The organism is Nocardia amamiensis NBRC 102102, assembly GCF_001612745.1.
Taxonomy (GTDB): domain Bacteria; phylum Actinomycetota; class Actinomycetes; order Mycobacteriales; family Mycobacteriaceae; genus Nocardia; species Nocardia amamiensis.
This window is the reverse complement of the sequence record NZ_BDBA01000183.1, coordinates 1-20,820: the sequence shown is the minus strand read 5'-3', so window position 1 is coordinate 20,820 and position 20,820 is coordinate 1. Positions and strand designations below refer to the sequence as shown.

Sequence of the window (20,820 nt, the reverse complement as noted above, 5' to 3'; positions counted from 1 at the left end):
GATCATGCTTGCCCAAGAGGCCGCTGAGGCGATCGCCGAACGTACGGGAGTGCCACGCCATCGGGTCGCGGTGGTGCTCGGATCCGGCTGGCAGGACGCGGCCGCCGAGATCGGGGCGCCGCGGGCGTCGGTGCCGATGCCGGAGCTGCCCGGTTTCGGGACGCCGAGCGCGCAGGGCCACGTCGGCATGGTCCACTCGGTCCAGGTGGACGACACCGCGGTGCTGCTGCTGATGGGCCGCCAGCATCTCTATGAGGGCTACCAGCCCGCCGATGTGGTGCATCCGGTGACGGCGGCGATCGCCGCGGGGGCGGAAATCGTCGTGCTGACCAACGCCGCAGGGGGCATCCGTTCCGGTCTCCGGGTCGGCGAACCGGTCCTGATCAGCGATCACCTCAATTTGACCGGCCGAACGCCGCTGGCGGGCGCCACCTTCGTCGATCTGGTGGACGCGTGGGACCCCGAATTGCGGGCGCTGGCCCGAGAAGTCGACCCGAGCCTGACCGAGGGCGTGTACGCGGGCCTGACCGGTCCGCAGTACGAGACTCCCGCCGAGATCCGGATGCTGCGCACGATCGGCGCGGACCTGGTCGGTATGTCCACGGTGCTGGAGGCGATCGCCTGCCGCGCGCTCGGCGCGCAAGTGCTCGGCATCTCGCTGGTCACCAACTCGGCCGCGGGCGTCACGGGTGCTCATCTGTCCCATGCCGAGGTGCTCGCCGAAGGACACGCCGCCGCACCGCGCCTGGGCAAGCTGCTGCGCGCCGTGCTGGAACGGGTGTAGATGCTGCGCTTCGGCACGGCCGGGCTGCGCGGCCCGCTGCGCGACGGTCCGGACGGCATGAACGTCACCACGGTGACCAGGGCGAGCGCGGGGATCGTCGACTGGCTGCGCGGCCGCTGTCTCGGCGGCGGTGCCGTGGTCGTCGGGCGCGACGCCAGGCACGGGTCCGCCGAGTTCGCCACGGCGACCGCGGAGATCTTCGCCGGCGCGGGTTTCCCGGTGACGCTGCTGCCGCGCCCGCTGCCGACGCCGGTGGTCGCGTACGCGGTGCGTGAACTCGGCGCGGTCGCCGGCGTGCAGATCACGGCATCGCACAATCCGGCTGCCGACAACGGTTACAAGGTCTACCTCGACGGCGGCTCGCAGCTGATCGCCCCGGCCGACACCGAAATCGAGCGCTGCATCGAGCAGGTCACCGAGCCGGTGCATCGTGCGCCAGTGGCCCCCGCGAATGACGATATGGTGCGACGCTACCTGCGTCGTGTCGCCGAACTGCCCGCCCTGATCGGCGGTCCAGGCGAGCGCGCGAGTATCCGGATCGCGCTCACCCCGCTGCACGGCGTGGGGGGCGAACTCGCCGTCGAAGCGCTCACCGCCGCCGGTTACGCGGACATCCACGCGGTCGAGGAGCAATTCGAGCCCGACCCCGACTTCCCCACCGTCGCGTTCCCGAATCCGGAGGAACCCGGCGCCACCGATTTGCTGCTCACACTGGCCGCCCGGATCGGCGCCGACGTGGCCATCGCGCTCGATCCGGACGCGGACCGCTGCGCGGTGGGCGTTCCGCGGCCGGACGGCACCTGGCGGATGCTGCGCGGCGACGACACCGGGGTGCTGCTCGGGGACTGCGTGCTGCGCACCGCCGCGGCAGGCGCGCTCGTGGCGACGACGATCGTGTCCTCGCGCCTGCTGTCCAAGCTGGCTCCGGCGCGCGGCGGCCGCTACGCGGAGACCCTCACCGGCTTCAAGTGGCTGGCCCGCGCGGGCGACGGACTGGTGTACGCCTATGAGGAGGCGATCGGCCACTGCGTCGACCCGGCGAAGGTCAGGGACAAGGACGGCATCTCCGCCGCGGTGCTGGTGGCCGACCTGGTCGCCCGGCTGAAGGCGGCAGGCCGCACCGTGAACGACGAACTCGACGACTACGCGGTCGAATTCGGCCTGCACGCGGGTGATCAGGTGGCGCTGCGGCTGGCGTCGGCCGCCGAAGCCGCTGCGGTGGTCGAGCGCCTGCGGGCGAACCCGCCGGACGAGATCGCCTGCGAGCCGGTGAAATACACCGACCAGCTCCAGGTACGCGGCCGGATGCGTACCGACGCCCTGATCTTCGAGGGCGCCTCGTCCCGCTTGGTCGTGCGTCCTTCCGGCACCGAGCCGAAACTCAAGTGCTACCTGGAGGTGGTCGAGCCGGTCGGCTCGCACGCCGATCTTCCGGCCGCGCGAACCGCTGCACGCGTCCGCCTTTCGGCACTGCGCGAGTTCTGCCTGGCACTCTGATTCCGCGCGGGTCGTCGTTGGGTCGAACGGTCGACCGCCCTCGTCGCCGAGACCCGGCACGATGCGTTCGCGGTTGCCCCGGCGCGGTCGGTCGCAGGGCATACGGGATATGCCAGCACGGCAAAGCCTTCCGGGTCCGCGCCGACGCACGCCGCGGTGCAGTCCCGAACCGGGTCAGCACGGACCGAAGACAGTCGGTCGGCGCTGCACCAGCTTCCGAAGTGGCACCGGTTCACGTTCCCGCGCCGGATCAGCGTGGGCCGAACTGCCGATCGCCCGCGTCGCCGAGGCCGGGCACGATGAAGGCGTTCTCGTTCAGTCCCGCGTCGACCACCGCCGTGACCAAGCGCACCGGCAACCCCGATGCCTCCAGCGCCGCAATGCCTTCCGGGGCCGCGACGACGCACACCGCGGTGATGTCGGTGGCGCCGCGCGCCGCGAGCAGTTCGAGGGTGTAGCGCATCGAGCCGCCGGTGGCCAGCATCGGATCGAGCACGAAGACCGGGAACCCGGCGAGATCGGCGGGCAGCGATTCCATGTAGGGCGCCGGCAGATGGGTGTTCTCGTCCCTGGCCAGGCCGACGAATCCGATCCTGGCGTCGGGAATCAGCTCGGCAGCTGCGTCGATCATGCCGAGCCCGGCGCGCAGCACCGGAACCAGCAACGGCGGCCGCGCCAGCCGGACGCCCTCGGTGGCGGCGACCGGCGTCACGATCGGGAAATGCTCGACCGGCGCCTCACGCAGCGCCTCGTAGATCAGGATTCCGGTCAGATCACGTAGTGCGGCACGGAAAGCCGGATTCGCCGTGCGCTCGTCCCGCATCGTGGTGAGCAGGGCGGCGACGAGTGGATGGTCCACGGTGTGGGTGCGCATGAAGGAACGATAAGGTCGATCGCGGGCGCGCCGGCGAATCCGGCCCGACTTTTTTCCGAAGTGGCGGAACCGAACCGGAACAGCGCGCGTCGAACCAAGTGGATGACGTACTCTGCCTGGGAACAACAGATGGGGGAAGCTCTGATGCGAAAGATGTCTGCGGACACGGAGGGTATCGCGGCCTACGGTGCGACCGCCCACGTCATGGCGGGCGAGATGGCGGCGGCGGGGGTCAGCGCGGCCGCGGCGGAGCCCGCGTTGCTAGGCCCGATCATGGGACTCATCGGCGCCGATTTCATGGCGGCCTATACGGCGGCGCACGCCGGGCACATCGCCGCGATCGGCCAGCTGTCGGCGGTGCTGACCAGCATGGGTGGCGCGGCCACCGGCGCGGCGACAGTCCTCACCGAGACCGACACCTCCGCCGCGACCGCGCTGCAGAGCGCGGCCACCGAACTGGAGTGAGCCTGTGATCGATATCAACGCGCTGGCCAAACCGATCCTGGACCTGCTCGCCAGCTTCGGCACCGGCGTGCTGCCCGCAGGCGGTCCCACCGACGCGCTGCGCAGCACCTCGACCGTGGTCGACCAGATCCACCAGATGGGTCGCGACAGCATCAACGGGATGAACGCCGCGTGGGACGGCCGCGCCGCCGACGCCGCCACCGCCAAGGCGCTGCGTGTGCAGACCTCCGCGGCCACCATCTCCGATCGCGGCAATGAGATGGCCACCGTGGTGAACCAGGCCGCCGTCGAGGTGGAGACGGGCCAGAAAGAGCTCACCGATATCGCGCAGTCGTTCGTGAACACTGCGGCGAGCATGGGCCCGGCCTTGGCGACGCCGCAGGGGTTGACGGTGCTGGTCGGCTCGGCGATCGACCATCTGGGCCAAGCGCTCAACGTGGTCGGCCGGGTGCAGAACGAGTTGCACACGCAGACCGCGTCGATGAACGAGCTGACCCCGCCACCACCGACCCCGCCGCCCGCCGGACTGCCCGTCGCCGCCTCCGCCTCCGGCGTCCAGCAGCTGGTTTCCACCGCGTCCGGTGTGCTCACCGGCGCGGGCCAGATGATGAGCACCGCGATGAGCTCACCGCGCCCCAACGGAACTCCGGGTACCACGCGGGGCACTCCGGGCGTGCCCCAGCCCGACACCGGTTCGCCGGGGATGCCCGACAACGGCAAGGGCGTGCAGATCGCGCTGCCCGACGGCAGCGTCGTGGAGGCGCCGAACGAGCAGGCCGCCACGGCGGTCCGCTCGGCGATCGGCGCCGTCGGCACCCCCTACGTCTGGGGCGGCAACACCCCCGGCGCCGGGCTGGACTGCAGCGGGCTCACCAAGTTCGCCTACGGCGAAGCGGGCGTCGACCTGCCCCGGCTCGCGGCCGAGCAGGGCAACGGGGCCACATCGGTGTCCCCGGGCGACCTGATGCCCGGCGACCTCGCGATCTGGGATGGCCACGTGGCCATGGTGATCGGCAACGGGCAGTTGGTCGAGGCGGGCGACCCGGTCCAGATCGGCTCGATTCGAACGGAGAACTCAGGCATGGATTTCTACGGTTTCTATAGGCCGACAGCATGACCCAACCACAAGTCCCCAACGTCACCGTCGCCGCCAGCAGCAACCGGTCGGGCACCATCTCGGTGCGAGCGACCGACCAGGGCATGCCGGTGGAGATCAAGTTCGAGCGCAGCGAATACCGCTACGGCGCACAGTCACTCGCCAACGAGATCCTGCGGCTCACCCAGCGCTCCGCCATCGCGGCCCGGGCGCGGCGGCGCGAACTCCTGGCCGAAGCGGGCATGCCCGCGGACATCCTCGACCGGCTCGGCCTGCCCACCCGCCAACAGGCGGTGGACGAACTCGACCGGATCGACGACGCGGACACGGGACCGACGAGCTGGATGAGGCCGGTGTGAACGAGCGAATCAAGGACACAGCCGCATTAGCGGTCATGCCGGAGCCGAGCGCCAGCGAGGCGAAGGCAATGAGAGAGCGAAGCGAGCGAATCATGGACACAGCCGCGTTCGCGGTCATGCCGGAGCTGAGCGCCAGCGAGGCGAAGGCATGAGCGCTGAGATGGACGCCCTGGTCTCGTCGGCGACCCAGAAGCTGGAGGCGCTGGAGGCGGCGCTGTACGGGCTCGGGCGGGTGCGCGGACGGTTCACCAGCGAAGACGGCGCCGTTGGCGTCGAGGTGAACAGCGATGGCGCACTGGTGGGTCTGACGTTGGCGGAATCGGTCACGTCGCTGCCGCCCGCCGAGGTCGGACAGTTGATCGTCTGGGCGTGCAGGCAGGCCGCCGAGGACGCCGGCGCACAGCGGTCCAAGGTCGTTGCGACACTGAACGAGTCATTCGTCCCAGCCGGGCAGCCGCCCGGAGCGACGAATGGGGGCGGGCCGGATAGTGCCTGACGCGGAAGGTCGATAGGCTTCCGCACATGGCTTCTGGAGACATCGTCCCGATCGAGCTCGGCCTGACCGACGGCGATCTCGTCACCCTCTGGGCACCGCGCTGGCGAGACGGTGACGACGAGTGGGAGGCGTTCCTCGGACACGAGGACGCCCTCTACGGTTTCGAGTCCGTTGCGGAGCTGGCCGCGTTCATCCGCACCAACTCCGACAACGACCTCATCGACCATCCGGCATGGAAGGTCGTCGCGGGTCTCTCGGCCGTCGAACTGGAGCCGGAGGAGAATTTCACCTTCGACCTGGTCGCGGTGCCCGAACTGGCCGCGGGCGAGCCCGACGTGGACACCGTCGCCGAGCTGGAGGACACCCTCGGCATGGTGCGCAACATCGGCGAGGTCTGCGAACTGGAGACGGTGACCAAGTTCTTCGGGTCCCATCCGGTGCTCGGCGCGCTGCCCGGTGGGGTGAGCGCCTTCGTCGGGCGCGACGGCGAGGAGCTGTGGGACCAGATCGGCGCGGCCATCGCCAAGGGCTGGGACGACGTCTTGGACGCCATCGACTCCGTCGTGCAGACCCCCGAGGTCAACGCCGAGGCGGTCGCGGTGGCCGAGGCCGAGCTCCTGGCCGCCGAGGAGAACGTGGTCGACGCCGATGACGCGGCCGACAGCGACGAGGACGAAGAGTTCGAACCCGTCGACCTCGACGACGAGGAGGACGAGGAGGAGGAGGACGAGTCGTTCTGGCACGAGGTCGGCATCGACCCGATCAAGATCGTCACCTCCGAGGGCAGCCTCTTCACGCTGCGCTGTTACCTGGACGACGAACCGATTTTCCTCGGTGCCAAGGGCTCGATCACGGTGTTCGGCTCCGAGCGCGCACTGGCCCGGTACCTCGCCGACGACCATGAGCACGACCTGGCCCGGGTGAGCACCTTCGCCGACGTGCAAACCGCGGCGGTGGACGGCTCGCTGGAGGTCGAGGTCACCGACGAGAACGTGTACGTGCTGCCCGGCCTGTCCGAGGACTTGGCGGAGGGACCGGAGGCGGTCGACATCGAACAGCTCGATCTGGCGGTCGAGCTGTTCACCGACGCCGCCGACTACGCCGACGACGACACCGTCGAGCGGGCGCTGGCGCAATCCACCCCACTGGGCTGGTACGTCTCCTACCTGCTGAATCCCGATCCGACCCGGTTGGCGCCCAACCCGCCCTTCAGCGCCGAGGCACAGGCGTGGCGGGATCTGGAACGCAACCTGGAGTCCCGGCTCGACAAGCAGTAGTCAGGTCAACCGGATCCAGACCTGCTCGGCCTGGCCGAGCAGGCGGGCGTCGTCGCCGTAGACCGCGGAGGAGGCGAAGCATTTGCGGCCCTGCTCGCCGTGGTACTCGCCCACGACGACGCAGCGCTCGCCGACCTCGGGCAGGTCGTGCACGGTGGCGGTCATCGAGCCGAGCAGGGCGGGACGGTCGAGCATGCCGGGCAGCGACCAGCCGCCAGGGCAGTCCATCGCGGCCCAGATCAGCGGCGCCCCCAGCGGCACGGTGTCGTCGGGTACCCACGATGCGGCTACTCGGCGCCGTTCGATCGGCGGCGTTCGCGGTCCCTCCGTGGTTACGCGAGCTGCCTGCTCCGGGCTGGCGCTCACGCCACCATGGCCCACCAGGCCGGGTTCGATGCGCAGCCCGTCCGCGCGACCGCTGCCACAGACGAAACAGGACGCGAACATCTCGATGCTCACATACGTTTCCGACGCCGCGACCGCTTCGGCGAACGGAACGGGACGCGGCGCCTCCCGCTCGAGTTCGCCGCTGACCGACTCCGCGATCAGCGTGTCACCGTCGTAGAGCCGTCCGTCGCGCACGTCGAGCCACGTCTCGAGCGGTGGACGGCTGCGCAGGAACACGGTCGCGCTCCCCTCGTCGCGCTGCTCGGCGAGCAAACCGGCCACGTAGCCGCCGTTGCCGGAGTCGGGCGGACCGTTGAACCGGCGGGGAATGCGCAATGTCGCCACGGTTCCCACGCTAGCGAACCGGTCACCGACCGTCCGGAGGGCCTTCGCGTCGATTCGATCGAATTTGCGTGCGACGGACCCCGGCGCATCAGCATCCCCGGCGGCAACGTCGATGTCGGACCGAGGAACCCGCTGCGATGCGGTGCCGAAGCTCGCTCCGCACGGCAGAAGGCGGTGTCCGCGCACATGCCGGCACGGCCCCGCACCCACCAGTACCGAAAGCCTCGAGGCTCGAGGGCGCCGCCCATGAGGCATGCAGTACCACGCCGGGCCCGCCGTACGCCGCGCATCTTGGCGCCGGTTGGCATCGTCCCGATCTCGTTGCCGTGGGCTATCCGATCAGCACCGCGTATCCGGGCTTGATGATGTCGTCGATGATCCGCAGCCGCTCGGGGAACGGGATGAACGCCGACTTCATGGCGTTGATGGTGAACCGTTCCAGATCACTCCAGCCGTAGCCGAACGTCTCGACCAGTTTGAGCATCTCCTCGCTCATGCTGGTGTCGCTCATCAACCGGTTGTCGGTGTTGACGGTGACGCGGAAGCGCAGCCGGGCCAGCAGGTCGAAGGGGTGCTTGTCCAGCGAGGGGACGGCGCCGGTCTGCACGTTCGACGAGGGACACAGCTCCAGCGGAATGCGCATGTCGCGGACGTAGTTGGCAACCAGCCCGAGCCGCGCGTCCTCGATCGCGCCGGGCACGCTGATGTCGTCGGTGATCCGCACACCGTGGCCGAGCCGGTCGCAGCCGCAGAACGCCAGCGCCTCGTGGATCGACGGCAGACCGAACGCCTCTCCCGCGTGGATGGTGAAATGCGCGGAGTTCGCGCGCATGTATTCGAACGCGTCGAGATGCCTGCTCGGCGGGAAGCCCGCCTCCGCGCCCGCGATGTCGAAGCCGCCGACGCCGCGATCGCGGAAGCGCACCGCGAGTTCGGCGATCTCCCGCGAGCGCGCGGCATGCCGCATCGCGGTGAGCAGACAGGTCACCACGATGGTGTGGCCCTGCTCGGCGGCGGCCGCCACGCCCTCGCGGAAACCGGCCAGGGTGTGTTCGACCACCTCGTCCAGCGTGAGCCCGCGCTCCAAGTGCTGTTCGGGGGCGAAGCGCACCTCCGCGTACACCACGCCGTCGGCGGCGAGATCCTCCGCGCATTCGCGGGCGACCCGGCGCAGGCCCTCGGGAGTCTGCATCACGGCGACCGTGTGGGCGAAGGTCTCCAGGTAACGTTCCAGCGACCCGCTGTCGGCCGCGTCCCGGAACCACGCCGCCAGCGACGCCTCATCGGTCGCGGGTAGGTCGTCGTAACCGCTGTGCGCGGCGAGCTCGAGCACCGTGGCGGGCCGCAGACCACCGTCGAGGTGATCGTGCAGCAGCGCCTTCGGCGCTTGGCGGATCGAGGCAAGAGTCAGAGGCATCGGTCCAGTCATGTATCGACGGTAGCCGCAGCACGCCGAAACGGCAGCGGACTACGGCCGTGGCAACCATCTCGTTGCCCAGCGGATGCGGGCCGGTCCACAACGCGACACCAGCCGGACCGGCTCCACACCGACGCGCGGGGTGACACACCACGGCATGTCGCCGATGCCATCGGCTCAACAGTTGGCACCCCGCGAAGCTGGATTCCCTCCGACGACATGATCGGCGCCCGATCGAACTGCACACCCCTTGCGGCCTGCGGGAGGCTGCCGCTGCATCAACGCAAACGAGCGCGCCGTCTGTGCCTCGGCTGATCCGAGCGGTTTCGCGCGACGAGACCACGAGCGATTCGGCACGGCTGTGGCAACCGGAACCGGCAGGCCCGTGCCATCGATCAGGCCACGATGCGATCGAGGATCAATTTCGCGGGCGCGAACACTTGCGTGGTGTCGATGGTGACGGACTCGCGCAGGGCCGCGGCGGCGCCCGCGAAGGCCTCGGGCGTATCGGTGTGCATCGTGAACAGGGGCTGTCCCACAGTGACGGAGTCGCCCGGTTTCGCGTGCATTTCGACCCCGGCGCCGAACTGCACCGGATCGCCCTGGCGGGCGCGGCCCGCGCCGAGCCGCCAGGCGGCGATGCCGACGCCCATCGCGTCGAGCCTGGTCAGCACGCCATCGGCGGCGGCACGGATGGTCTCGGTGTGCGTGGCGACTGGTAGCGGTGCGTCCGGGTCGCCGCCCTGGGCGCGGATCATCGTGCGCCATTGGTCCATCGCCCGGCCGTCGGCCAGCACGTCGGCGGGGTCGACGTCGAGCCCGGCCAGCGCGACCATCTCGCGGGCCAGAGTGACCGTCAGCTCCACCACGTCGGCGGGCCCGCCGCCCGCGAGCACCTCCACCGATTCCGCGACCTCCAGTGCATTGCCCGCGGTGCGGCCGAGCGGGGTGTCCATGGCGGTGAGCAGTGCCACCGTCCGTACGCCCGCGTCTGCGCCGAGTTCGACCATGGTCGTGGCCAGTTCGCGCGCCCCGTCGAGTGTCTTCAGGAAGGCGCCGGAGCCGACCTTGACGTCGAGCACCAGCGCTGCGGTGCCCTCGGCGATCTTCTTGCTCATGATCGAGCTGGCGATGAGCGGGATCGATTCGACAGTGCCGGTGACGTCGCGCAGGGCGTAGAGACGTTTGTCCGCGGGCGCGAGGTCCGCGCCCGCGGCGCAGATCACCGCGCCGATGGCCGGATCGGTCAGCAGGTCGCGCATGCGCGACACCGGCACGTCCGCCTGCCAGCCGGGGATGGACTCCAGCTTGTCCAGGGTGCCTCCGGTGTGGCCGAGCCCGCGCCCGGACAGCTGTGGCACCGCGGCGCCGCAGGCGGCCACCAGCGGCGCCAGCGGCAGCGTGATCTTGTCGCCGACCCCGCCGGTCGAATGCTTGTCCACGGTTGGCCGCGGCAGGTCGGTGAGATCCATGCGGCGTCCGGAGGCGATCATCGCGGCGGTCCACCCTGCCGTCTCACGCCGCGTCATCCCGCGCCAGAAAATCGCCATGGCCAGCGCCGACATCTGCTCGTCGGCCACAACGCCGCGGGTGAACCCGTCGATCACCCAGTCGATCTGCGCATGGGAGAGCTCCCCGCCGTCACGCTTGGTCCTGATGATCGAAACCGCGTCCAGTGCCGTCACGTTCGTCAGTCTGGCATGCGCAGCGTCGACCCTGGTTCCTGTCGGTGGCATGCGCTAGCCTCACCCCATCATTCGTTCGAGGTCGGGGGAAGCGATGACACACGCGCACATGGACCGGCGGGTGACCGGCTTGGAGACGAGGGTCCGCGATGTCGAGGAAAGTTACGGCGCGTCTATCTACGAGCTGACCAGGCATGCGACAAAGGCCGACATCGTCCACGCCCAGTTGATCGACGGCGTCAACCAGCTGGGGCAGGGTCTGGCGCTGATGATGGAGCGGTTGGGGATCCCACCGCTCGAGTTCTCGAACCTGACAATGCCCACCGAGGACGATATCGACGCCGCTCTCGAGACCGAGCGCTGACCGGGGAGGCGGGGGAAGCGATGACACACGCGCATATGGACCGGCAGGTGGCACAGGTCGAGGCCAGGGTCGACGACATCGAAGAAGGTTACGGGGAGACCCAGCGGGAGCTGACGCGGCGCATCACCGGCCTCGAGATATGGGCTCGCCGCTCCAGCGAGCAGAGCAACCGCGTCGGCCAGAGCTTGACTCTGATCATGGAGCGGCTCGGCATCCCGCCGATCTCCATTCCCGACGTCACCATGCCCACCGAGGACGATGTCGACGCCGCTCTCGAAGCGGACTGCTGACGACCTCGGCTCACACCTGACCGGCGTCCAGGTCGTCGGGGCCGAAGGCATCCGGGAGGAGCGTGCGCAGCGGCACCGCTCCCGCCTTGTGATCGACCAGGAGGTCGGCTCCGCCGTGCTCGTAGAGCATTTGGCGGCAGCGTCCACAGGGCATCAGGATTTGGCCGCGCGAATCGGCCACCGAGACCGCCAGAAGGCGGCCCCCACCCCCGGAAATCAAGTTACCGACGAGTACACATTCGGCGCAGAGGGCCAATCCATATGAGACATTCTCCACATTGCAACCGCTCACAATTCGGCCATCGGAACTGAGAGCCGCCGCGCCGACCGGAAACCGCGAGTAGGGTGCATAGGCGTTCTGCATAATTCGAACTGCGTTGTCGCGCAACAGTTTCCAGTCGATTTGCGACATGGCGAACCCCTCTCGAACCGAGCCGAAGATGGCCGCGCGAGGTCCATGACAGAACCCCGCGCATGTCGAGAAAGGTAAACCTAACCCGATCCTTTGTCGCGCAACGCACGGCACGCCGAATTAGTTCCGGGATTGCTGGGGGATTAGAGTCCAGAACAGATCGGTTCAGGTTCCCCGCGACGGGCCGGAGTACAGCCACCTGGGCATTCGCCCCCAACGCTCGCCGGGCGTCGGACCTGCAACCGGGTCCATCAACGACGTTGGAGGCACCGCACTCTATGACCACGATTGAAGCTCCGGCCCAGCCGAAGCGGAAGACGCTGTACCGAGGCGACCCTGGCATGTGGTCGTGGGCGCTGCACCGGATCACCGGCGTCACCATCTTCTTCTTCCTCTTCGTCCACGTGCTGGACACCGCGCTGGTGCGCGTCAGCCCGGAGACCTACAACGAGGCGATCGAGATCTACAAGACGCCCATCGTCGCGTTGATGGAGATGGGGCTGGTCGCAGTCGTGCTGTTCCACGCGCTCAACGGCGTCCGCGTGATCCTGGTGGACTTCTGGGCCAAGGGCCCGAAGTACCAGCGCCTGATGCTCTGGATCGTCCTCGCGGCGTGGTTCCTGCTGGCCGTTCCGGCAGTCGGACGCCAGTTCTTCTACCTGTTCACGGAGCACTGACAATGACCGCACCTGTTCTCGGCAAGTCGTACGACCGCCCGGCCAGCCTGGATCTGCCCCGCTCGCCGCGCGCCCGCTCGAGCAACAACTTCGAGAAGTACGCCTGGCTGTTCATGCGCTTCTCCGGCCTGCTGCTGATCGTGCTGGTACTCGGTCACATGGCGATCATGCTGCTGCTCGACGGCGGCGTGAAGCGGCTCAACTTCGCCTTCGTCGCCGGTCGCTGGTCCAGCCCGTTCTGGCAGATCTGGGACCTGAGCATGCTGTGGCTCGCCCAGCTGCACGGCGGCAATGGTCTGCGCACCGTCATCGATGACTACTCCCGCAAGGACTCGACCCGGTTCTGGCTCAAGACCTTGCTGGTCATCTCGATGATCCTGGTCATGGGCGTGGGCACCTACGTCATCTTCACCTTCGACCCCAACATCAGTTAGGAACAGGCCCTCTCGCATGAGTGAATCCCGACCGATTCAGGAGCACCGCTACGACGTCGTGATCGTCGGCGCGGGTGGCGCGGGTATGCGTGCCGCGATCGAGGCCGGTCCCCGTGTTCGGACGGCGGTGCTGACCAAGCTGTACCCGACCCGCAGCCACACCGGCGCGGCGCAGGGCGGCATGTGCGCCGCGCTGGCCAACGTCGAAGAGGACAACTGGGAGTGGCACACCTTCGACACCGTCAAGGGTGGTGACTACCTGGTCGACCAGGACGCCGCGGAGATCATGGCCAAGGAGGCCATCGACGCTGTGCTGGACCTGGAGAAGATGGGCCTGCCGTTCAACCGCACGCCCGAGGGCAAGATCGACCAGCGGCGTTTCGGCGGCCACACCCGCGATCACGGCAAGGCCCCGGTGCGCCGCGCGTGCTACGCCGCCGACCGCACCGGCCACATGATCCTGCAGACGCTGTACCAGAACTGCGTCAAGCACGACGTGGAGTTCTTCAACGAGTTCTACGTACTGGATCTGGTGCTCACCGAGACCGATCGCGGTCCGGTCGCCACCGGCGTGGTCGCCTACGAGCTGGCCACCGGCGACATCCACGTCTTCCACGCGAAGTCGATCGTGTTCGCCACCGGCGGCTCCGGCCGGATGTACAAGACCACCTCGAATGCGCACACGCTGACCGGCGACGGCATGGCGATCGTGTTCCGCAAGGGCCTCCCGCTCGAGGACATGGAATTCCACCAGTTCCACCCGACAGGTCTGGCCGGGCTCGGCATCCTGATCTCCGAGGCCGTCCGCGGCGAGGGCGGCATTCTGCGCAACGCCGACGGCGAGCGGTTCATGGAGCGCTACGCCCCCACCATCAAGGACCTCGCACCGCGCGACATCGTCGCCCGCTCGATGGTGCTCGAGGTGCTGGAGGGCCGCGGCGCCGGACCGAACAAGGACTACGTCTACATCGACGTGACCCACCTCGGCGAGGACGTGCTCGAGGAGAAGCTGCCCGACATCACCGAGTTCTCCCGCACCTACCTCGGTGTGGACCCGGTGAAGGAACTGGTGCCGGTGTTCCCGACCTGTCACTACGTGATGGGCGGCATCCCCACCCGCATCCGCGGCGAGGTACTGCGCAACAACACCGACATCGTCCCTGGCCTGTACGCCGCGGGCGAGTGCGCGTGCGTCTCGGTGCACGGCGCCAACCGGCTCGGCACCAACTCGCTGCTGGACATCAACGTGTTCGGCCGGCGCGCCGGTATCGCCGCCGCGGAGTACGCGCAGCGCAGCGAGTTCGTCGAGATGCCGGAGAACCCGGCGCAGATGGTGCAGGACTGGCTCGCCCAGCTGCTCGGCGAGCACGGCGACGAGCGGGTTGCCGACATCCGCACCGAGCTGCAGCGGTCGATGGACAACAACGCCTCCGTGTTCCGCACCGAGGACACGCTCAAGCAGGCGCTCACCGACATCCACGCGCTCAAGGAGCGTTACGCCCGGATCACCGTGCAGGACAAGGGCAAGCGCTACAACAGCGACCTGCTCGAGGCCGTCGAACTCGGCTTCCTGCTCGAGCTGGCCGAGGTGACCGTGGTGGGCGCGCTCAACCGCAAGGAGTCGCGCGGCGGTCACGCCCGCGAGGACTACCCGGACCGCGACGACGTGAACTTCATGCGGCACACGATGGCCTACAAGGAAGGCGCGGATCTCCTCTCGGACATCCGCCTGGACTTCAAGCCGGTGGTGCAGACCCGTTACGAGCCGATGGAGCGTAAGTACTGATGACTGCTGTTGCCGAAGCACCCTCTTCGCAGAAGCCCGCTCCGGTCCCCGAAGGCTCGGTGATGATCACCGTCAAGGTGGCCCGGTTCAACCCGGAGGACGACAAGGGCGCGCACTGGGACTCCTTCCAGGTGCCGGTCCTGTCGACCGACCGCTTCCTGAACGTGCTGATCTACATCAAGTCCTACCTGGACGGCACGCTCACCTTCCGCCGTTCCTGCGCGCACGGCGTGTGCGGTTCCGACGCCATGCGCATCAACGGTGTCAACCGGCTGGCCTGCAAAGTGCTGATGAAGGACATGCTGCCCAAGGGCGGCAAGCCGATCACCGTCACCGTCGAGCCGATCCGCGGCCTGCCCGTGGAGAAGGACCTCGTGGTGGACATGGAACCGTTCTTCGACGCGTTCCGCGCGGTGAAGCCCTACCTGATCACCACGGGTAACGAGCCCACCCGCGAGCGCATCCAGAGCCAGGCCGACCGCGCCCGGTTCGACGACACCACCAAGTGCATCCTGTGCGCCTGCTGCACCACCTCCTGCCCCGTGTACTGGAGCGACGGCAGCTACTTCGGCCCGGCCGCGATCGTGAACGCCCACCGCTTCATCTTCGACAGCCGCGACGAAGCCGCCCGCGAACGCCTCGACATCCTCAACGACGTCGAAGGCGTCTGGCGCTGCCGCACCACCTTCAACTGCACCGACGCCTGCCCCCGCGGCATCGAAGTCACCAAGGCCATCCAAGAAGTCAAACGAGCCCTGCTCTTCACCCGCTGACTCCAGGCACCGAACCCGAAGGCCGCCCCGATCGAAAGACCGAGGCGGCCTTCGCCATTCGATCAGCGAGTTGCTCCCGCCATCGAACGCTCGATCACTTCGAAGATGTCAGCGCCCGTCTCCTGCTGCCACGCGGGCAACTGATCCCAATCCGCCACGTAACCCGGCTGCGGATGTTTCGCTAGTTCGGCTCCCCTTGACCTCGAGTGGGCTCGAGGTCGAATACTGCGTTGCATGACGTCGATCAACCGCCCACAGCCCAACATCGCCGAGGGACACGCGACGCTTTCGGCCGAGGACGAGCATGCCGTTCGTGACCTGGTAGCCCTCGCCGACCGTTCCCAGTCCAACGCTTCAGTACTCCCCAGCCTGCACACCGACGCAACGGCGATCGTGAACTTCTACGGCCGTCGACTGTTCGGACGCGACGCCTTCGAGGCGGCGATGAGCGCGGCCCTCGGCAGTGGACTCGGGGATGTCCGCACCAGCGTCGAGGTGATCGACCTGCGGCCGCTCACCGCCGACGTCGTCCTCGTCAGCTGCGTGAAGACGGTGCACGACCGACGTCCAGACGCCGAGACGAATCCGTCCGCCACGGGGGCTCTGACCTACGTGATCGTACGGACTTCGACCGGTTGGAAGATTGGGCTGGCCCAGACGACCCCCATCGCCTCGGATTGACTAGGTGGATCCGAGCCTCGCTGCCGCCGCGCAGGATTCGGTGACGGTTGCTGCCGTCGACGACCTGCTTGCACCGGGATAACGGGCCCCGACGCCACGATTCGCGAGCATCGACATCCCCAGATGCCGCTCACCAGAGCCGGCGAGCAGCATTCGGGGACGACGAGGTTCACACCGAACCGGAAACCCGGGTTCGACGGGCCGCGCGCCGGTGAGAACGGCCAGAGCGAGATGGGTGAGGAGGTTGCCGGTGACACCGGCGGAGGCAATCGGCCGCCACGTTCCCGCAGACGGGAACACCAGCGAACGTCGCTTATGCTTCGGCTCGGGTCAGCCTAGCGCGTGGCGGTTCGCCGCTGCGCGACGTCCCGTTCAGCAGCCGAAGACGGCCGGGCCGTCTGGATATCGACCTAGGGGGTTGCGTGGCCGAACCACTGTCGGTCGACCTGGCCCAGCTGCGCGAATCGGCGGCGGAGTTGCGGCAGGCGGCCGAAGAAGCCGAACGGGTGGCGAACGAGCTGAAGGCGGCACTCGCCGACGAGGGTGAGTTCTGGGGTGCCGACGAAGCCGGCGAGACGTTCGCACACACCTACAAGCCCGGTGCCGACCGTACGCTGGAGGGGTTCGACGACCTCGTCGCGGACATGCGGGCGATGAGTTCCGCGATGATGCATGCGGCCGATGCGTTCGAGGACAAGGACCACTACGGCGGGCAGAACATCCGAAACCCGTCCGGCGATGGCTTCTTCCCGGACACGAACGTACCGAGCCAGAATTGGCCGGCAGGACCCATTCCGCAGCCGACGTCTACCGAATCCCGCAGCACCACAGACGATTTCGCACGGACGCCGGGCACGTCCGATCGCCCGGCGAACGGAGACTCCGCTCGTCCGCAGTCGGACACCCCGAACAACCGCGGCAGCGTCGATACACCGCAACCCCCGGCATCCGGCCAGCAGCCCGCGGAGTCCGGACAGCAACCTACGGAATCCGGACAGCCGGACGATTCGACGGGCAATGCCCCAGAAACCGAATCGCCCGATGACAAACCCGGCGACCAACCCCCGGCAGCCCAGACCGGATCGCCGACGACGCCCGGAAACGGCGCAGAGCGACAGGGAGCGCTGGCGAATACACCGACAGGGAAGCAGGCGGGTCCACAGACGATGCCGGGCGGCAGCAACGACTCTGCCAAGCCGTCGGCGGATACGCCGTGGTCGCGGAACAGGTCGGGCACCCCTTGGGCAAAGGCTCCGAGCCCCTCCGGCGCGCCGGCGAACGAAATCCCGCCTCGGGTATCTCCTCCACGCACCCCGGACCGCCCGCCCGCGGGCAAGAAGCCGGAGCCGGCACCGGAACGTCGCGAGCAGAAGCGGCCCCCGAAACAGGCAGGCGTGCGTGCGCGCCGAGCAACCGATGCCGAGGCCATGCGGATCGCTCGGGAGATGGCCGGTCGGCACAACATCGAGATCGTCGGATTCGACGCGGCGGGTATCGCCGCGGCAACCGTCCAGGACATCGCCGATGCTGTCGACACCGTCCTCCCGCGGATGCCGGGCGTGCTGCGCGGAATCGAGATCCGGGATGCGACGGGTTCGCTATCTGCGGTCGAGAATCGCAGCACGGTAAAGAAATCGGGGGAGATGGCGCCGTGGATCGTGCTGGCTCGCACTGCTGTGATCGATCCTCGGATGTTGGCCGGCGGTTCCCGGGCGACGACCGGATCCGGTCCCCCACGGCGACCGATGTATGCCGCGATCCTGCGGGAACTCGGCGCCGCGGTCGACCTCACCGGCGGGTTCCGGGCACACAGGGAGGCGCAACGCGCGCTCATCACCGAATACGTGCGGATCAACGACTTCCGGGGCGAGACGCTGAGCCGGGTGGTCGCCGGCTACAAGCAATGGCGGGCGCAGCTCGGCGACAACTGTTTCGAGCAGGGTCTGTTCGTTCCGGGCCGGGCGCTGGCCGAGGGATTCGCCGCGGTCGAATCGCGTGAGGACGAGGCCAACGGCCCGCAGAAGGTGCTGGGTCGGCTGCTGGTGGTGATGTCGCGTGCGGCGTTGCCGGACCGGCAATGAGACCCGTTGCCGCCGGGGCTGACGGCGTCTGGTTCGTCCTCCTTCCCACCAGCGGCGAGAGTTGCCACGCACCTGTCGGTCATCATTATGGGCACGGTCGGAGGTCCGCGGTCGTCGCTGTCCGCTGAGGATTTCGAGTCGGAAGGTTGTGGCATGGATCGGTGGGAGCGCGAAGGCCTGCGATCGGCCAACAACGGCATGCGCAACCAGCTCGAACATCTCCTCGACTCCTTCGAACGTCAGCAGGGCCGACTCGCCGATGCGTTCCGAGAACTGGAAAATGCTCGCACGCAGGCGAGTTCTCCCGACCAATCGGTAGAGGTGACCGTTGACGCCGCCGGCGTGCTGACCGACCTGCGCCTCACGGCCGCGGCAATGCGCCAGACACCGGAGCAGTTGAGCAGGGCGATCGTGGACGCCACTCAGGCCGCGGCGCGCCGGGCGCAGCAGCAGACCGAGGCCGTCGCCGCACCCGTCGACGCCGACTTGGACGACCTGCCCGATCTGCCCGACATCTCTCCGGATGCCCCCAGCCTCAATGAGATTCGCGCATTCTTCCGCGGGGACAAGGAAGATTCCCCGAGGTAGTACGGGGCCGCGTAGTGCAGACGATGCTGCGTACTTGCCGACGACCGGAGAGGAACTTCCCGCCGGCGGGAGGGCATGGGATTCGGGTGCGACCGTGCGACGCCGGCAGCAGTAACGTTCACGGAGCCGCTTGCCGGATACGCGTCGACGAACGCGAGCGCACATGACGCTGCGTTTGCCGGACTGGCTCCCCCCGGCCGTAGTGATGTGTGTCGCCGGGCACTTCCCTCTGGGCGACGAGGACGCGGAACGACGCGCCGCCGATGCCTGGTCGGATAAGGCCGAATGGTGTCGTGGGCAGGCTGAATATCACGAAGCCAAGGCAAAGCCGCCCGAGGGCTCACACGGCGACACCGTCACCGCGATCGCCGACAAGCACCGGCGCACGGCCGAACGCTTCCGAAAGCAGGCCGCCGACTGCGACAGCCTCGCCAGGCAGGCCTACGAGGGCGCCAACGCCACCGAACTGCAGAAGATGGTCATCATCAGCATGGCCGTGATCCTGGCCATCCAGCTGGCCCGGTGCGCACTGATGTTCGCGGCCGGTGGTCCCATCCAGGCCGCCATAGCACAGATGGCGACCCGAACCGCGGCGCAGCGCGCGTGGATGAGATTCGTGGCATTCCTTTCCGGACGCGGTGCGGAACTGGCCGCGGAACGCGGCTCGATGGTGCTGCTGCGCAATGGAGTCATGATCGGGGTAGCACTGGGCGGCGGCACCCAAGCCGGCGCCCAGGCGATTCAGGTTGCCAAGGGCGACCGCGAACAGATGGATTGGAAGTCGGTCGGCGTGGCAACGGCCGCCGGCGCTGTCGGTGGCTTCCTCGGCATGGGGTTCGGACTCTGGGCCGGGCCGAAGGTCGCCACCATCGGCGCAAACGCCAGCAGCACCGCGGGACGGGTGGCCCTGCAGCTCGCCGGCACCACCATGGTCGGCGCCGGAGCCGGAGCCGTCGGCGCTCTCGGCGGCACCGCCGTCTCGCTTGCGCTGTCGGATCAGCCATTCAGCCGCAAGGCCTTCACCGAGGGCCTGATCCCCGGTATCGGTAGCGGATTCATCGGCGCGGCAGGCTTTGCGGCACAAGGGATGCGCAGCCGGGCACCACTTCCCGACACGACTGCCGACCCCGCTGCCACACCGGCTGTCACCAGGGCCGAAGCGTCGCCTGATGCGCTCGTCGACGCGCTGCGCTCGCATGGCATCGTCACCAGGGACTTCGATCCGAACAACCCCTCCCCCACCCATCAGCAACAGCAGATCGACAATCTTGTGGCGCTGCTGCGCCAAACGGAGGCCACCGCGGACGAACCAGCCCGTCCCACACTCCCATTGAACAATGCCGACTGGCAGCCCGCGAATCCGCCGAAGGTGTCGGCCGACAACCTCAACCCGGTCAAGTCCGTCAAGCCCCCCTCCGACGCAGTTGCCACACCGGCGGATCCGGCCCCCGCGGCCCCCTCAGGGACCACGCCGAAGGCTGACGGAGGCAATCAACCACTCGATGGGTCGCCGCCGAAAGAGTACAAGCCGCGCCCAGAGCAACCGTTCTCCGTGCCGAACAACAGCATCGACTGGCAACCCACTGGCGTGCGGGGCGTGCTGATCGACAACGTCAATCCCGTCAAGAACGTCACCTTCCCCTCCGCCGTCGCGGCCACCGTCAACTCGGTCGCTGCGACGAGCACCGGGACGGCATCGGATCCGACGTCTGCGGAGGCGCCCGGGTCACGGAACTCTCCTGCCGCACAACCGGATTCGGAGGCCGTCGGCGCCGCTGAGGCTCCTGTCGACGGGGAACTGCCTCCAGTGCCACACGACTCGGATAACAGCACCGCCGAGAACGCGGGCACAGCACGGCCGACCACCGAACATGATCACCCTGCGGCCGGGCCCGACGACTCGGTGCGGCCACACCCCACGGATACCGGCGAAGGCAGCGCTCGACCGGCCGAGGCCGCGGCCGGATCGGCTCGCGGCGACCGCGCCGGCTCCGAAAACCCCTCTCCTCCGGCACCGCATTCCACGCCGGAACACGCCGCGGTGCCGGAGGA

Annotated in this window: 23 protein-coding genes; 18 read left to right on the top strand and 5 right to left on the bottom strand. The window is 68.4% G+C overall.

What is annotated here, in order from left to right; genetic code table 11:
- Nucleotides 1-4: 4 nt before the first annotated feature.
- Nucleotides 5-784: a purine-nucleoside phosphorylase gene (locus NA4_RS28835; protein ID WP_067476978.1), complete on the top strand. Its 780-nt coding sequence runs from the start codon at nt 5-7 to the stop codon at nt 782-784.
- The gene (locus NA4_RS28830; RefSeq protein WP_067476948.1) at nt 785-2,281 is read left to right on the top strand and encodes a phospho-sugar mutase; all 1,497 of its coding nucleotides are present in this window, start codon (nt 785-787) and stop codon (nt 2,279-2,281) included.
- Nucleotides 2,282-2,531: 250 nt separating this feature from the next.
- On the opposite strand, the gene upp is transcribed toward NA4_RS28830, so the two are convergent.
- Entirely contained in the window at nt 2,532-3,155 is a 624-nt protein-coding gene (gene upp, locus NA4_RS28825) for a uracil phosphoribosyltransferase (protein WP_067476945.1), read from the bottom strand.
- Nucleotides 3,156-3,308: 153 nt separating this feature from the next.
- Here upp and NA4_RS28820 point away from each other — a divergent pair, with 153 nt between their 5' ends.
- The 6 genes from NA4_RS28820 to NA4_RS28800 are packed head-to-tail and all read left to right on the top strand — an operon-like array spanning nt 3,309 to nt 6,848.
- On the top strand, nt 3,309-3,620 hold the full coding sequence (locus NA4_RS28820) for a hypothetical protein (protein ID WP_245671632.1): 312 nt from the start codon (nt 3,309-3,311) through the stop codon (nt 3,618-3,620).
- 4 nt (nt 3,621-3,624) lie between these two features.
- Nucleotides 3,625-4,737, top strand: coding sequence for a C40 family peptidase (locus tag NA4_RS28815; protein WP_067476942.1), 1,113 nt, complete (start codon nt 3,625-3,627; stop codon nt 4,735-4,737).
- Nucleotides 4,734-5,075, top strand: a complete 342-nt coding sequence (locus NA4_RS28810; RefSeq protein WP_040774756.1) for a hypothetical protein — start codon at nt 4,734-4,736, stop codon at nt 5,073-5,075. Before NA4_RS28815 ends, NA4_RS28810 begins: the two co-directional genes overlap by 4 nt.
- On the top strand, nt 5,072-5,227 hold the full coding sequence (locus NA4_RS40850; RefSeq protein ID WP_157129368.1) for a hypothetical protein: 156 nt from the start codon (nt 5,072-5,074) through the stop codon (nt 5,225-5,227). The genes NA4_RS28810 and NA4_RS40850 overlap by 4 nt, the downstream gene beginning before the upstream one ends.
- Nucleotides 5,224-5,571, top strand: a complete 348-nt coding sequence (locus NA4_RS28805) for a YbaB/EbfC family nucleoid-associated protein (RefSeq protein WP_067476939.1) — start codon at nt 5,224-5,226, stop codon at nt 5,569-5,571. The genes NA4_RS40850 and NA4_RS28805 overlap by 4 nt, the downstream gene beginning before the upstream one ends.
- Before the next feature lie 26 nt (nt 5,572-5,597).
- Entirely contained in the window at nt 5,598-6,848 is a 1,251-nt protein-coding gene (locus NA4_RS28800; RefSeq protein WP_067476936.1) for a SatS C-terminal domain-containing protein, read from the top strand.
- Here NA4_RS28800 and NA4_RS28795 read toward each other — a convergent pair whose 3' ends face one another.
- From NA4_RS28795 to NA4_RS28785, 3 genes are all read right to left on the bottom strand, one after another.
- Nucleotides 6,849-7,580 carry a hypothetical protein gene (locus tag NA4_RS28795; RefSeq protein WP_067476973.1) on the bottom strand — a complete coding sequence of 244 codons (732 nt, stop codon included), beginning with the start codon at nt 7,578-7,580 and terminating at the stop codon, nt 6,849-6,851.
- Nucleotides 7,581-7,911: 331 nt separating this feature from the next.
- A complete protein-coding gene (locus NA4_RS28790; RefSeq protein ID WP_067476933.1) occupies nt 7,912-9,009 on the bottom strand; it encodes an adenosine deaminase in 1,098 nt (365 codons plus the stop codon).
- Nucleotides 9,010-9,392: 383 nt separating this feature from the next.
- Nucleotides 9,393-10,682 carry a thymidine phosphorylase gene (locus NA4_RS28785; protein ID WP_174553008.1) on the bottom strand — a complete coding sequence of 430 codons (1,290 nt, stop codon included), beginning with the start codon at nt 10,680-10,682 and terminating at the stop codon, nt 9,393-9,395.
- 94 nt (nt 10,683-10,776) lie between these two features.
- Here NA4_RS28785 and NA4_RS28780 point away from each other — a divergent pair, with 94 nt between their 5' ends.
- Together NA4_RS28780 and NA4_RS28775 are read left to right on the top strand one after the other, a co-directional pair.
- Nucleotides 10,777-11,046 (top strand): hypothetical protein, encoded by a 270-nt coding sequence (locus NA4_RS28780; protein WP_067476931.1) that lies wholly within the window; start codon nt 10,777-10,779, stop codon nt 11,044-11,046.
- A gap of 20 nt (nt 11,047-11,066) precedes the next feature.
- Nucleotides 11,067-11,336, top strand: coding sequence for a hypothetical protein (locus tag NA4_RS28775; protein ID WP_157129367.1), 270 nt, complete (start codon nt 11,067-11,069; stop codon nt 11,334-11,336).
- A 10-nt stretch (nt 11,337-11,346) separates the two neighbouring features.
- On the opposite strand, the gene NA4_RS28770 is transcribed toward NA4_RS28775, so the two are convergent.
- Complete coding sequence (locus NA4_RS28770) at nt 11,347-11,748, bottom strand: cytidine deaminase (RefSeq protein ID WP_067476925.1); 402 nt, start codon at nt 11,746-11,748, stop codon at nt 11,347-11,349.
- 278 nt (nt 11,749-12,026) lie between these two features.
- On the opposite strand from NA4_RS28770, the gene sdhC reads away from it, so the two are divergent.
- The 8 genes from sdhC to NA4_RS28730 all read left to right on the top strand — a co-directional run.
- Complete coding sequence (sdhC, locus tag NA4_RS28765; RefSeq protein WP_084497518.1) at nt 12,027-12,425, top strand: succinate dehydrogenase, cytochrome b556 subunit; 399 nt, start codon at nt 12,027-12,029, stop codon at nt 12,423-12,425.
- A 2-nt stretch (nt 12,426-12,427) separates the two neighbouring features.
- The gene (locus NA4_RS28760; RefSeq protein ID WP_067476922.1) at nt 12,428-12,859 is read left to right on the top strand and encodes a succinate dehydrogenase hydrophobic membrane anchor subunit; all 432 of its coding nucleotides are present in this window, start codon (nt 12,428-12,430) and stop codon (nt 12,857-12,859) included.
- A 16-nt stretch (nt 12,860-12,875) separates the two neighbouring features.
- Nucleotides 12,876-14,645 carry a succinate dehydrogenase flavoprotein subunit gene (sdhA, locus tag NA4_RS28755; RefSeq protein WP_157129366.1) on the top strand — a complete coding sequence of 590 codons (1,770 nt, stop codon included), beginning with the start codon at nt 12,876-12,878 and terminating at the stop codon, nt 14,643-14,645.
- The gene (locus NA4_RS28750; protein ID WP_067476919.1) at nt 14,645-15,418 is read left to right on the top strand and encodes a succinate dehydrogenase iron-sulfur subunit; all 774 of its coding nucleotides are present in this window, start codon (nt 14,645-14,647) and stop codon (nt 15,416-15,418) included. The genes sdhA and NA4_RS28750 overlap by 1 nt, the downstream gene beginning before the upstream one ends.
- Nucleotides 15,419-15,652: 234 nt before the next feature.
- Complete coding sequence (locus NA4_RS28745; RefSeq protein ID WP_084497517.1) at nt 15,653-16,099, top strand: SgcJ/EcaC family oxidoreductase; 447 nt, start codon at nt 15,653-15,655, stop codon at nt 16,097-16,099.
- A gap of 422 nt (nt 16,100-16,521) precedes the next feature.
- Nucleotides 16,522-18,180: a WXG100 family type VII secretion target gene (locus NA4_RS28740; RefSeq protein ID WP_067476916.1), complete on the top strand. Its 1,659-nt coding sequence runs from the start codon at nt 16,522-16,524 to the stop codon at nt 18,178-18,180.
- A 153-nt stretch (nt 18,181-18,333) separates the two neighbouring features.
- Nucleotides 18,334-18,768, top strand: a complete 435-nt coding sequence (locus NA4_RS28735; RefSeq protein WP_169811139.1) for a YbaB/EbfC family nucleoid-associated protein — start codon at nt 18,334-18,336, stop codon at nt 18,766-18,768.
- A gap of 163 nt (nt 18,769-18,931) precedes the next feature.
- Nucleotides 18,932-20,820 (top strand): WXG100-like domain-containing protein (locus NA4_RS28730; protein WP_157129365.1); only part of this gene is annotated, 1,889 nt, incomplete at its 3' end.